The sequence below is a fragment of the Neptuniibacter sp. QD48_55 genome, assembly GCF_047778115.1.
Lineage (GTDB): Bacteria > Pseudomonadota > Gammaproteobacteria > Pseudomonadales > Balneatricaceae > Neptuniibacter.
Window position 1 is genome coordinate 729,871 of sequence record NZ_CP180555.1, and the last position, 12,075, is coordinate 741,945.

Here is a 12,075-nt window from a genome sequence, read left to right on the forward strand (position 1 = left end):
GCTCAATGAGCGCCTTTTTATAAAGGTATTAAGAAATTACTTAGTACCAGAAATCTCAACTTCTACACGACGGTTAGCACGTAGGCAGTCGATTAGGTTAGCGCCGCGCTGGCCATCGCAAGATTTAGCAGGAGCGTTTTCACCCATGTAGCCAGTGCTGATTACAGAGCTGTTTACTCCGCCAGCTTGTAGAGCTTCAGAAACTGCGTTTACACGCTTCATAGATAGAGCGTCGTTGTATGCGCTCGCACCGATGCGGTCAGCGTGACCAACTAGGTTTACGCTAGTTACAGACTTAAGAGAGTTGATGTAGCTAGAAATATCGCTTACATCGCCAGCGTTAGAGCTATCGAAGTCGAAGTACACGATGTGCTTCTCAACAGTAGCCATTGGAGCTGGAGCTGGAGCTGGCTCTGGAGCAGGAGCAGCTGGTGCTTTGTAGCCTTCACAACCTTCGATAGCATTAGCTTCTTCCCAGAAGCCGTGACGCCAGCAGCCACCTGAACCAGTTTTCCAAACTGTAGCGTTCGGAGTTTCGTCCCAGTAACCTGCGTTGTCTGGGTGTGCTTGTGCACCAGTAGCCAAACCCATAGCCATTACTAGGCCTGAAGCAATTGCGAATTTTTTCATTTTGCTGTCCTTAAATACGATTGGGGTTCTGTATCTTAGAATTGTAAGAAATAATCTGCTTATTACAACTTTTCTAAGCTGAACATAGTATAAACATTCCAATATTTTGTACTATCTTTTGACTATTGTCTGATAAAAGCCCTTATTCTTGATGGGCTGATAGGGATAGTTACCCATTTTTGAATGCAAACTGTGCACTTTAGTTGCAGATTTTCTCTATATTCTGTTGTTATGGTAATACTTTTTTATAGGGTTTTACTACCACTTTGGCATATACCCCTGCTTCTATATAAGGGTCTTTGTCTGCCCAAGCTTGAGCTTCTTGCAGTGAATTGAATTCTGCAACAACCAAACTGCCGCTAAAACCAGCTTCGCCTGGGTCTTCGCTATCAATAGCAGGGTGTGGGCCAGCTATAAGTAAGCGGCCTTCTTCGTTGAGTTGATTCAGTCTCGCTAGGTGGTCTGGGCGGGCTGCCAGTCTTTTTTCTAGGCTGTTCTCAACATCTTCGGAAATAATAGCGTAAAACATAAGGTCTCCTGCTACTGATCGTTATTTTCGGTATTTTCAATGTGGCGTGATAGGTAAAAGCCTTGTGCAATAATAAAGACAAGGGTGAGACCAAGCATGCCGAATAATTTAAAGTTAACCCAGATTTCTTCGCTAAAACTGTAGGCGACAAATAGATTAATAATGCCCATCAGTACGAAAAATATAACCCAAGCAATATTAAGGTTTTTCCAAGCGAACGCCGGGAGGGATATATTGCTACCCATAAGGCGTTCAACAATTGTTTTTTGACCAATAAATTGGCTGCCTAAAAAGGCTAAGCCAAATAACCAGTTAACAACAGTGGGTTTCCACTGGATAAAGGTTTTATCCTGAAAGGCAACCGTTGCCCCACCTAAAAGAACAACTAAAACTAGAGTGACTAGCTGCATCTTTTCGATAGTGTGCGTTTTTATCCATGTGTACAGCATTTGGAGCAGCGTAGCTGGTATTAGGATTGCGGTGGCTAAAATGATGTCGTTTGTTGCCTTATAGACGATGAAAAAGATAATAATAGGTAAAAAATCGAGTAACAGCTTCATAGTCGTTGAAATCAGTCCGTTTAAGGTAAAATACAAAGAACGTTATAGCTCTTTATAGATAGAGTGAAAAATATGGAATTACCACACTACGATTTGCATTGTCATTCTACTGCGTCAGACGGTGCCTTGTCCCCTATAGAATTACTAGAGTTGGCAAAAAACAATAATATTGATGTTCTAGCTTTAACTGATCATGACACGGTGGCTGGGGTTAAAATTTTGCAGGCTGAAAACCCTGCAGAAATTAAGATTATTACGGGTACCGAACTAACCTGCCTTTGGAATGGTCGAGTTATTCATATTGTAGGATTAGGTGTTGATTTAGAGTCCGGCTGTTTAAAGTCGTATCTTTCGAATTTATCTAATCTTCGAATAGAGCGTTCAAAGAAAATTAGTCAGCAATTAGTTTCTATGGGCTTGCCTGATGTATTTGAGCAAGCAAAACAATTTGCAGGGCAGGGAAGTATTGGTCGCCCCCATTTTGCGCGAGCTTTACGGGAACAAGGTGCGGTTGCAAATGAGCAGCAGGCTTTCAAAAAATATTTAGGCATTGGCAAAAAAGGTGATGTCAAAATGGCATGGCCAGAGCTTTCTGAAACGGTGGGTGTGATCAAAGCTGCTGGAGGTATTGCAGTTTTGGCGCATCCAACAAAGTATAAGATGACTTTTACTAAACTGCGTTTAGTTATTGCTGACTTTGTTGGTTGTGGTGGCGAAGCAATAGAGGTTTCTTACCCTGGGGTTACACCAGATCATCATTATCATCTGCTCAGAATTGCAAAGGAAAATAATTTATTGCTCTCTGCAGGTAGTGATTTTCATGCGCCTTCTCAAGGGTGGACTAATTTAGGTAAATACCCTCCGATAAAATTTGAGGGACAGCATGTTCTTGAGCGATTATTGAATTAAATGTTTGTTGCTTTTGCTTATTTAATAAATAATAGATTGTATAAGAATAGTTTTATGTAAGGCGTGTGATAGTGAGTCAGTTTTTTCAGATACACCCAGAAAATCCGCAGGCGCGATTGATATCTCAGGCGGTCGAAATCATTAATAAAGGTGGCGTGGTTATCTATCCTACTGATTGCGCCTATGCATTAGGCTGTCATCTTGGTGATAAGACAGCTTTAGAGCGTATTAAGCGAATTCGACAATTAAGTGATAAGCATAATTTTACTTTGGTGTGTCGAGATTTAAGTGAAATTAGTACCTATGCTAAAGTGGATAATACCTGTTATCGATTATTAAAATCTCACACCCCAGGTGCTTTTACCTTTATTTTAAAGGCGACTTCGGAAGTGCCTAGGCGTTTATTGCATCCAAAAAGAAGAACGATAGGGATTAGAATTCCAGATAATGCAATTGCTTTAGCGTTAACGGAAGCGCTGGGTGAGCCTATAATGAGTACTTCATTAATTATGCCTGGAGAAGATATGCCACTGATGGATCCCTATGAAATGCGTGAGTTATTACAGCATCAGGTGGATCTTGTAATTGATGGCGGCTACTGTGGCATGGAGGCGACCAGCGTAATTAACTTAGTTGAAGATGCACCCGAAATAATTAGGCAAGGTGCAGGAGATATAAGTGATTTTAGTTAATTTGTTTTTTTGATTAATTCTTAAAAATATTTTTCCTTGATTATTTATCGACTATAAAGATAATTGCTTACTTACTTTTATTTTGGTGGTTTTGAAATGTCTGATTTTCTTAAAGTTTTACTGCGTAAAAATTCATTGCGCAAACAATGCCAGGAATTATCTGTTTCTGAACTAGAAAAAGTGATTTCTGATTTAACTGTTATTGCTGCAGATAAGCGTGCTGAAGAAGAAGCGTTAGAGGCAGCTGAGCAGGAAAAAGCAGCAAAAATTGAAGCTATTCGCCAAAGTATGCAGGACGCAGGTGTGGATCTAAATGATCTAATGGGGCTAATTGGTGAAGCTGCAAGTACGCCTAAGAAAAAGGTGCAGCCTAAATACCGTATAGAAGATGACAGCGGTGAAGTTCACGAGTGGTCTGGTCGTGGCCGTACCCCGTTAGCTTTTCAGGCTTATTTCGATAAAGGATTTACTAAAGAAGACTGTCTCATTTAAAATAAGAGTACGGTTTTATAGAAGCCCTTTCTTTTATGGAAGGGTTTTTTTGTTTAAAGGTATTAACTTTGATTAATACCTGTTGTCTTAATTAGCATATTTGTAGGTGCGTCGTATGACTGACGAAAAGTTACATAAAGTATTGGCGCGCTCCGGAATAGGCTCACGTCGTGAGATGGAGCGTTGGATTAAAGAAGGTCGAGTTTCAGTAAATGGCTCAATTGCTACCTTAGGAGATCGAATCTCTGAAGGTGATACTGCTGAAGTTGATGGTCATCCTGTACAGTTGATATTTGATAAGCAAGCTGAGCGTAGAGTGCTTATTTATAATAAGCCTGTGGGTGAAATTTGTACGCGCCATGACCCAGAAGGTAGGCCAACAGTCTTTAGGCATCTGCCACCTTTAAAAGAGGGGCGTTGGATTGCTATTGGTCGACTTGATATTAATACATCCGGATTGTTGTTGTTCACTACTGATGGTGAGCTAGCAAATGCATTAATGCACCCGTCTGCTCAAATTGATCGTGAATATGCGGTTCGCGTCTTGGGTAATGTTGATGAAGGTATTTTATCTCGCTTAAAAGATGGTGTCTTATTAGAAGACGGCATGGCTCGTTTTACTGATGTACAGTTTTTTGATGGTGAGGGTGCGAATAAGTGGTTCCACTGTGTGGTTATGGAAGGGCGTAATCGAGAAGTTCGTCGTTTGTGGGAATCACAAGAGATTCAGGTTAACCGCCTAAAACGTGTTCGCTTTGGGCCTATTTTCTTGCCAAGTGATGTTAAGTCGGGCACATGGAAAGAGATGACCGGTAAAGAAGTCAATTCTCTGTCTAAAATGCTTGAGCTTAAGCCTAAGCGTGGCGCTAGAATGACGGCTGATGAAAAGCAGAAGTACGAACGTCGTTACAAGAAGCAGAAGGCGCGTCGTCAAGAAGGTAACTAGTTACTAAGTAAATGTAGACAATAAAAAAGCAGCTTTAAGCTGCTTTTTTATTGTCTTTTATTGTCTTTTATTGTCTTTTATTTCTGCTAAATCATTGAGCGTCTAGCGATTGACCGTTGACGGTCGTGCTGTCTTTACCCATTAGATACAGATAGACCGGCATAATGTCTTCCGGTGCGGTCACTGATTGTGGGTTCTCAGCTGGGTAAGCATCGGAACGCATTTGTGTTCTGGTTGCGCCTGGATTGATGCAGTTAGCGCGAATATTGCAAATGCCGCTGGTCTCATCTGCTAGTGTCTGCATCAGGCCTTCAGTCGCAAATTTAGATGCTGCATAAGCACCCCAGTAAGCTTTGCTTTGACGTCCTACGCTTGATGATGTGAAAACAACCGATGCATCATCTGACTGTTGTAAAAGTGGCATGAGGGTCTGGGTTAGCATGAATGGTGCATTTAGATTTACTTGCATCACTTGCTGCCAGATTACCGGGTCATAGCTTTCGATCGGTGTCCGCACACCTAAGATGCTGGCATTGTGAAGGATGCCATCGATTCGGCCAAATTCTTGATCAAGCGTGTTGGTCAGCTCAATGTAATCATGTTCTTGTGCGCTTTCTAGATTGAGAGGGACTAGTGCAGGTTGTGGATAACCTGCGGCTTCAATTTCGTCATAAACACTTTCAAGTTTCTCTAGTGTGCGGCCTAGAAGAATTACAGTTGCTCCGTGAGCAGCAAAGGTGATTGCAGCGGTACGGCCTATGCCTGAGCCAGCGCCAGTTACCAGAATAACTTTGTCCTTTAATAAGTCTGCAGGGGCTTGGTATTCAAACATAGTGATCTGTTCCTAATCATTAACGTAAAGCGGTGTATAGAGATTGTAGCAGTGGCTTGAGTTCAGTTGCACTGGATATCTGGTGATCGGCTTGCCAATTTTTAGGATCGTCGCCTTCATCTATGTAACCGTACTCGGCTGCGATGGTTAGCATGCCGGCGCGATTGCCTGCTTCGATATCCCTAATGTGGTCGCCAACATAGATGCTGCTTTCTGGATCGCAATCGATCTCTTTGCAGGCTAAGAAAAGTGCTTCTGGGTTTGGCTTCTTGTCTTTAACGTGGTCTGGGCAAATGATGCTTTTTGCTGAATCGCTCAGTTGTAGCCCTTGCATCACTGGTGTGGTGTAGAGCTCTGGTTTGTTGGTGACAACACCCCAAGGTATGTCGTGCTCTTCAAGCCAATTTAGAAATTCGGCCATACCAAAAAAGAGTTGGCTATCTACATCAAGATGTTCAAGATAAATGCTAAGCATTCGCTGGTGTAATCGATCAAAGTCGGCTTCACCTTCTTTTAGATTGAAAGCAGCCCCAACCATAGCTCTGGCCCCATGAGAGACATAACCGCGAAGATATTCGTAGCTTATTTCATCACGACCTTCTTCTTTTAAGAGGGTGTTAACAACCCAGTGAAAGTCCGGTGCGGTGTCTATTAGCGTGCCATCTAAATCGAATAAAACTGAAGCTGGTTTATCGGACATGATTACTCTGGTTTAGTCGTAGCGATAATGTAATTCACATCGACATCTGATGGATGAAGGCTGTATGTTTTCGTCAGTGGGTTATAAGTCATACCGCACATGTCGATATTCTTTAAGCCGCTTTGACGGATCCAGTTGCCAAGTTCAGAAGGGCGAATAAACTTTTTGAAATCGTGAGTGCCTTCAGGAACTAGTTTCAGTACTTTCTCTGCGCCAAGGATTGCGAAAAGGTAGCTCTTTGGATTGCGATTGAGTGTCGAGAAAAAGACCTTGCCGCCCGGTTTGCAAAGTTTGGCGCAAGCTTGAACGATAGAGGATGGATCGGGAACATGTTCCAGCATCTCCATGCAGGTAACAACATCAAAAGATTCGGGTTGCTCAGCCGCTAGCTCTTCAACGGGGATCTGTTTGTAGCTGACATTCACGCCACTTTCTAGACCATGTAGTTTTGCAACTTTCAGTGGAGCAGCGCCCATATCAATGCCTGTTACGGTTGCGCCGCGTTGAGCCATGGATTCGGACAAAATGCCGCCACCGCAACCGACATCTAATACTTTTTTCTCGGCCAGATGCGCAATGCGATCTATATAACCAACGCGTAACGGGTTGATGTCGTGGAGTGGTTTGAATTCGCTATTTTTATCCCACCATTTGCTGGCAAGTTCTTCAAACTTTGCGATTTCTGCTGGATCAACGTTTGCTTGAGTGCTGTTTTCTGGCTGAGTCATGATGTTTTAGCTTTAAAGTATTTGTTGGCATTCTACCATTGCTAAGGCATTGAAAAACAGTTGATCGCGCATCTCCAACTTTAATTGTATAACCTCTTATTTTTTCAGGATTCCCTTGTAGGAAATGTGATATACTCCCGCGGTTAAAAATATCCGCGGAAACCTTCCGTTGTGAGAGTGATTCAAGGATAGGGAATGGGTGATTTAGCCAGAGAAATCCTGCCAGTTAACATCGAAGATGAACTGAAGCAGTCTTACCTTGATTACGCAATGAGCGTAATCGTCGGCCGTGCGTTGCCAGATGCGCGCGATGGCCTTAAACCAGTTCACCGTCGCGTGTTGTTTGCGATGAATGAATTGGGCAATGACTGGAACAAAGCATATAAAAAATCTGCCCGTGTGGTAGGTGACGTAATCGGTAAATACCACCCGCATGGTGATAGTGCGGTATACGACACTATTGTTCGAATGGCTCAGGATTTCTCCATGCGTTATACGCTGGTAGATGGCCAGGGTAACTTTGGTTCGATCGACGGTGACTCCGCCGCTGCGATGCGTTATACCGAAATCCGCATGGATAAGATCGCCCATGAGCTGTTGGCAGATCTTGAGAAAGAGACCGTCGATTTTGTTGATAACTATGACGGTACAGAAAAAATTCCAGCGGTTTTACCTAACCGTGTGCCAAACCTATTGGTAAATGGCTCTTCTGGTATTGCGGTTGGTATGGCGACGAATATTCCACCGCATAACCTGTCTGAGGTGGTTCGTGGTTGTATTGCGCTGATTGAAAATTCAGACCTGTCTGTTGATGACCTTATGGAGTTTATTCCAGGTCCTGATTTCCCAACAGGCGGTATTATTAACGGCCGTGCAGGAATCCTTCAGGCATACCGTACTGGTCGTGGTCGTATCTATGTGCGTGCTAAGCACCATGTAGAAGAAGATGCAAAGAGCGGCAAGCCTTCACTTATCATCACTGAGATCCCTTATCAGCTTAACAAAGCGCGCTTAATCGAAAAGATTGCTGAGCTTGTTAAAGATAAGAAGATTGAAGGCATTACCGAACTTCGTGATGAGTCTGACAAAGACGGCATGCGTATTGTTATTGAACTACGTCGTGGTGAAATGCCAGATGTGGTTATCAACAACCTGTTTGCTCAGACGCAGATGGAGTCAGTTTTTGGTATCAATATGGTCGCTTTGGTTGATGGTCAGCCAAAGATCCTTGATCTGAAAACAGCGCTTGAATGCTTTATACGTCATCGTCGCGAAGTCGTTACTCGTCGTACTGTTTATTTGCTTCGTAAGGCGCGTGAACGTGGTCATATTCTTGAAGGTCTAGCGATTGCTCTTGCAAACATAGATCCTGTTATTGAAATGATTAAAACTTCGCCAACCCCAGCTGAAGCGAAAGAACGTTTGATCGCAGAAGCGTGGGCGCCGGGTGATGTAATTCAGATGCTGGAGCGTGCTGGTGAAGATGCATGTCGCCCTGAAGATCTGGAAGAACAGTATGGCTTACGCGATGGTAAGTACAATCTTTCTCCAGTTCAGGCTCAAGCAATTCTAGAGTTACGTTTGCACCGTCTAACAGGTCTTGAGCATGAAAAACTGATTGCTGAATATAAAGAGCTGTTAGAACGTATTGCTGAACTTCTGAAAATTCTAGGTTCACACGAACGCTTAATGGAAGTGATTCGTGAAGAGCTTGAAGCGATTTTGGAAGAATATGGTGATGAGCGCCGTACTGAAATTACTGCTTCTCGTAAAGATCTGACAGTTGCAGATCTGATCACTGAAGAAGATATGGTGGTAACTATATCTCACGGTGGCTACGCGAAAACTCAGCCGTTGACCGATTACCAATCTCAGCGTCGAGGTGGTAAAGGTAAGTCAGCAGCAGCGATTAAAGATGAAGATTTCATCGAGCATCTACTGATTGCGAATACCCACGATACGATTCTGTGCTTCACGGACCGCGGTAAAGTTTACTGGTTACGCGTATTTGAAATTCCAGTGGCGAGCCGCACAGCACGTGGTCGTCCGATTGTTAATATCTTGCCTTTGGATGAAGGTGAGCGCATCAGCACGATCTTGCCTGTAGGTAGCTACGAAGAAGATAAGTTTATCTTCATGGCGACAGCTTCCGGTACGGTTAAGAAGACTGCACTGACTAACTTCTCCCGTCCGCGTACTAGCGGTCTGATTGCTCTGGACCTTCTAGATGATGATCATCTAATTGGTGCTGCAATCACCAATGGTGAAGACGATGTCATGTTGATGACAAGTGCTGGTAAATCTATGCGCTTCCGTGAGGAAGATGTACGTCCAATGGGCCGTACAGCACGTGGTGTGCGTGGCGTTAAGATGGATGACGGCGTTAAGGTTATCTCCCTAATCATTCCTCAAGAGGGCGGTAAGATTTTGACCGCTTCTGAAAATGGTTATGGTAAGAAAACCGCTGTTGATGATTTCCCAGTGAAAGGTCGTGGTGGTCAGGGTGTTATTGCTCAGCAATGCTCTGATCGAAATGGTGCCCTAGCGGGTGCTGTTCAAGTCTTCGATGGTGATGATGTCATGCTGATCAGTGATCAGGGTACCTTGGTGCGTACGCGCGGGGATGAGATCTCAGAACTTGGACGAAATACGCAAGGTGTAACTCTGATTCGCGTTAGCGATGAAGAGCGCTTAGTCAGCGTTGCTCGTATCGAAGAACCTGACGAAGAAGAACAGGTGGAGACTGATGCAGAGGCGGAAACCCCGACCACTGCAGAGGAATAATTTCTACCTCAAGTGCGGCGCGAATGTGCCGCATTTTTTATATATGACTTTAAGTAGAGTGAAGATAAGTCTATGACACGTAAGTACAATTTCAGTGCAGGCCCTGCTGGTTTACCAAGTGAAGTATTGCTGCAGGCTCAAGAGGAACTTCTAGACTGGCACGGTAAAGGCCTTTCCATTATGGAAATGAGTCACCGCAGTAAAGAGTTTGTCTCGGTTGCTGAAGCCGCAGAGCAGGATTTACGTGACCTGATGGGAATTGGTAGTGACTACAAGGTTCTATTCCTTCAAGGTGGGGCTACCTCGCAGTTTTCTATGATTCCAATGAATTTGCTGCGCGGTAAAACTACGGCTGACTATATTAATACCGGTATCTGGTCGAAAAAAGCGATCCAAGAAGCATCTCGTTATTGTGATGTACGTATTGCTGCATCTAGCGAAGGTAACGGTTTTACTGCTGTTCCTAGCCAAAGCGAGTTAGAGCTAAATGCAGAGGCGGCTTATCTGCATTACACGCCAAATGAAACGATTGGTGGCTTGGAGTTTGATTATGTACCTCAGTCTGGAGATGTTCCTCTAGTTGCTGATCTATCCTCTACAATCCTGTCTCGCGAGATTGATGTAAACCAGTTTGGTTTGATCTATGCGGGCGCGCAAAAGAATATTGGTCCAGCAGGTTTGACGGTTGTGATCGTTCGAGAAGACTTGTTAGGTGATGTTGTTGCCGGCACACCAACAATGTTTGATTACAAAGTACATGCTGATGCTGAATCTATGTGTAACACACCACCAACCTATGGTTGGTATCTGGCTGGTTTAGTCTTTAAATGGCTAAAAGCCCAAGGTGGTGTAGCTGCGATACAAGCGGCGAACCAGCGTAAACAAGAAAAACTCTATGCAGCGATTGATGCAAGTGACTTCTATGCAAACCCAATGGCGTCAGCTAACCGTTCTTGGATGAACGTGCCATTTACTTTGGCTGATGATGCTTTGGATAAACTGTTCTTAGAACAAGCAGAAGAAGCAGGTTTATTGAACCTTAAAGGTCATCGCTCTGTAGGTGGTATGCGAGCGAGTATCTACAATGCTGTCCCAGAGGAAGCAGTGGATGCGTTGATCGCGTTTATGCAGCAGTTTGAAAAGCAACACGCTTAAAATCATTTGCGGAAAATGAGAAGAGTATGAGTGAACAAGAAAAAGAGTTACGTGTTTTACGTGACCAGATCGATTCTATAGATGGTCAGCTTCATGAGCTTCTGAATCAGCGTGCTAAATGTGCTCAACGTGTAGCTGAAGTAAAGCAGAAACATCAAGGTGAAGCGGCGGCTGTATTTTATCGCCCTGAGCGTGAAGCCCAGGTATTGCGCGCTGTGATGGAGCGTAACGAAGGTCCATTGCCTGATAAAGAAGTTGCACGTCTTTTCCGTGAAGTAATGTCTGTTTGCTTGGCGTTAGAAGAGCCAATGCGAGTGGCTTTCCTAGGCCCTGAAGGTACATTTACCCAACAGGCTTCAATGAAACACTTTGGTCACTCTGCTCACAATCTTCCGATGCAATCGTCTAAAGATGTCTTCCGCGAAGTGCAGTCTGGTGGTGCTCATTACGGTGTTGTCCCAATCGAGAACTCTTCGGAAGGTGTTGTTAGTAGCACGCTTGATCTGTTTAAACAGTTCGATCTTAAAATCTGTGGAGAAGTGGAAGTTCCAGTTCACCTTCATTTATTGGTCAACAAAGGTGATAGCTTGGATGAGATCTTCAAGATCTATTCCCACGAGCAGTCCCTAGCGCAAAGCCGTAGTTGGTTGGATGCGCGTTACCCACATATCGAGAAGGTTGCAGTCAGTTCTAACGCAGAAGCTGCTCGTTTAGCTAAGCAGGAAGGTCAAGGTTATGCCGCTATTGCAGGTGATATGGCTGCCGAACTTTATGAGCTAGAAGCTGCTGTTAGCAATATCGAAGATCAAGCGGATAACTCGACTCGTTTCTTGATCATCGGTGATCAGGATGTTGGCCCTAGCGGCGATGATAAAACATCTATATTGGTCTCTGTGCCTAACGCACCAGGTGCCTTGTATCAGTTGTTAGAACCTTTCCACCGTTCTCAAATTAGTCTGACACGTGTAGAAACCAGATCTTCTGCAAAACAGTCTATGTTCTATATCGATTTTGAAGGGCATAGTGAAGACAAGCTCGTTGCTAAGGCGCTGGCTGAGTTAGCCAAAGAGAGTGTTGAGCTGAAAATCTTAGGTTCATACCCACGCGCGGTGCTTTAA

The 12,075-nt window shown here is 43.9% G+C and carries 13 protein-coding genes; 7 read left to right on the forward strand and 6 right to left on the reverse strand.

Annotated elements, in window-relative coordinates:
* Positions 1 to 36 precede the first annotated feature (36 nt).
* The 3 genes from ACMXYW_RS03190 to ACMXYW_RS03200 form a co-directional block, all read right to left on the reverse strand.
* Complete coding sequence (locus ACMXYW_RS03190; RefSeq protein WP_415905199.1) at positions 37 to 630, reverse strand: OmpA family protein; 594 nt, start codon at positions 628 to 630, stop codon at positions 37 to 39.
* Positions 631 to 859: 229 nt separating this feature from the next.
* Positions 860 to 1,159, reverse strand: coding sequence for a YciI family protein (locus ACMXYW_RS03195; RefSeq protein WP_415905200.1), 300 nt, complete (start codon positions 1,157 to 1,159; stop codon positions 860 to 862).
* 11 nt (positions 1,160 to 1,170) lie between these two features.
* Positions 1,171 to 1,719, reverse strand: a complete 549-nt coding sequence (locus ACMXYW_RS03200) for a septation protein A (RefSeq protein WP_415883558.1) — start codon at positions 1,717 to 1,719, stop codon at positions 1,171 to 1,173.
* 72 nt (positions 1,720 to 1,791) lie between these two features.
* Between ACMXYW_RS03200 and ACMXYW_RS03205 the strand changes: the two genes are divergently transcribed.
* From ACMXYW_RS03205 to rluB, 4 genes are all read left to right on the forward strand, one after another.
* Positions 1,792 to 2,628 (forward strand): PHP domain-containing protein, encoded by an 837-nt coding sequence (locus ACMXYW_RS03205; protein WP_415905201.1) that lies wholly within the window; start codon positions 1,792 to 1,794, stop codon positions 2,626 to 2,628.
* 71 nt (positions 2,629 to 2,699) lie between these two features.
* Entirely contained in the window at positions 2,700 to 3,320 is a 621-nt protein-coding gene (locus ACMXYW_RS03210; protein ID WP_415905202.1) for an L-threonylcarbamoyladenylate synthase, read from the forward strand.
* A gap of 96 nt (positions 3,321 to 3,416) precedes the next feature.
* Positions 3,417 to 3,812, forward strand: coding sequence for an H-NS family nucleoid-associated regulatory protein (locus ACMXYW_RS03215; protein ID WP_415905203.1), 396 nt, complete (start codon positions 3,417 to 3,419; stop codon positions 3,810 to 3,812).
* 115 nt (positions 3,813 to 3,927) lie between these two features.
* Entirely contained in the window at positions 3,928 to 4,758 is an 831-nt protein-coding gene (gene rluB / locus ACMXYW_RS03220) for a 23S rRNA pseudouridine(2605) synthase RluB (protein WP_415905204.1), read from the forward strand.
* 91 nt (positions 4,759 to 4,849) lie between these two features.
* Here rluB and ACMXYW_RS03225 read toward each other — a convergent pair whose 3' ends face one another.
* The 3 genes from ACMXYW_RS03225 to ubiG are packed head-to-tail and all read right to left on the reverse strand — an operon-like array spanning position 4,850 to position 7,018.
* Positions 4,850 to 5,590 (reverse strand): YciK family oxidoreductase, encoded by a 741-nt coding sequence (locus ACMXYW_RS03225; RefSeq protein ID WP_415905205.1) that lies wholly within the window; start codon positions 5,588 to 5,590, stop codon positions 4,850 to 4,852.
* 19 nt (positions 5,591 to 5,609) lie between these two features.
* Positions 5,610 to 6,290: an HAD-IA family hydrolase gene (locus ACMXYW_RS03230; RefSeq protein ID WP_415905206.1), complete on the reverse strand. Its 681-nt coding sequence runs from the start codon at positions 6,288 to 6,290 to the stop codon at positions 5,610 to 5,612.
* 2 nt (positions 6,291 to 6,292) lie between these two features.
* Positions 6,293 to 7,018 (reverse strand): bifunctional 2-polyprenyl-6-hydroxyphenol methylase/3-demethylubiquinol 3-O-methyltransferase UbiG, encoded by a 726-nt coding sequence (gene ubiG, locus ACMXYW_RS03235; RefSeq protein ID WP_415883565.1) that lies wholly within the window; start codon positions 7,016 to 7,018, stop codon positions 6,293 to 6,295.
* A 195-nt stretch (positions 7,019 to 7,213) separates the two neighbouring features.
* Between ubiG and gyrA the strand changes: the two genes are divergently transcribed.
* From gyrA to pheA, 3 genes are all read left to right on the forward strand, one after another.
* Positions 7,214 to 9,802 carry a DNA gyrase subunit A gene (gene gyrA, locus ACMXYW_RS03240; protein WP_415883566.1) on the forward strand — a complete coding sequence of 863 codons (2,589 nt, stop codon included), beginning with the start codon at positions 7,214 to 7,216 and terminating at the stop codon, positions 9,800 to 9,802.
* A gap of 72 nt (positions 9,803 to 9,874) precedes the next feature.
* Entirely contained in the window at positions 9,875 to 10,957 is a 1,083-nt protein-coding gene (gene serC / locus ACMXYW_RS03245; RefSeq protein WP_415883567.1) for a 3-phosphoserine/phosphohydroxythreonine transaminase, read from the forward strand.
* 26 nt (positions 10,958 to 10,983) lie between these two features.
* Positions 10,984 to 12,075 carry a prephenate dehydratase gene (gene pheA / locus ACMXYW_RS03250; protein WP_415905207.1) on the forward strand — a complete coding sequence of 364 codons (1,092 nt, stop codon included), beginning with the start codon at positions 10,984 to 10,986 and terminating at the stop codon, positions 12,073 to 12,075.

Excerpts from the sequence above, each read along its gene's own strand:
- ACMXYW_RS03190 (WP_415905199.1), bottom strand. The coding sequence starts at position 630 with ATGAAAAAATTCGCAATTGCTTCAGGCCTAGTAATGGCTATGGGTTTG.
- ACMXYW_RS03195 (WP_415905200.1), bottom strand. The coding sequence starts at position 1,159 with ATGTTTTACGCTATTATTTCCGAAGATGTTGAGAACAGCCTAGAAAAA.
- ACMXYW_RS03200 (WP_415883558.1), bottom strand. The coding sequence starts at position 1,719 with ATGAAGCTGTTACTCGATTTTTTACCTATTATTATCTTTTTCATCGTC.
- ACMXYW_RS03205 (WP_415905201.1), top strand. The coding sequence starts at position 1,792 with ATGGAATTACCACACTACGATTTGCATTGTCATTCTACTGCGTCAGAC.
- ACMXYW_RS03215 (WP_415905203.1), top strand. The coding sequence starts at position 3,417 with ATGTCTGATTTTCTTAAAGTTTTACTGCGTAAAAATTCATTGCGCAAA.
- rluB (WP_415905204.1), top strand. The coding sequence starts at position 3,928 with ATGACTGACGAAAAGTTACATAAAGTATTGGCGCGCTCCGGAATAGGC.
- ACMXYW_RS03225 (WP_415905205.1), bottom strand. The coding sequence starts at position 5,590 with ATGTTTGAATACCAAGCCCCTGCAGACTTATTAAAGGACAAAGTTATT.
- ACMXYW_RS03230 (WP_415905206.1), bottom strand. The coding sequence starts at position 6,290 with ATGTCCGATAAACCAGCTTCAGTTTTATTCGATTTAGATGGCACGCTA.
- ubiG (WP_415883565.1), bottom strand. The coding sequence starts at position 7,018 with ATGACTCAGCCAGAAAACAGCACTCAAGCAAACGTTGATCCAGCAGAA.
- gyrA (WP_415883566.1), top strand. The coding sequence starts at position 7,214 with ATGGGTGATTTAGCCAGAGAAATCCTGCCAGTTAACATCGAAGATGAA.
- serC (WP_415883567.1), top strand. The coding sequence starts at position 9,875 with ATGACACGTAAGTACAATTTCAGTGCAGGCCCTGCTGGTTTACCAAGT.
- pheA (WP_415905207.1), top strand. The coding sequence starts at position 10,984 with ATGAGTGAACAAGAAAAAGAGTTACGTGTTTTACGTGACCAGATCGAT.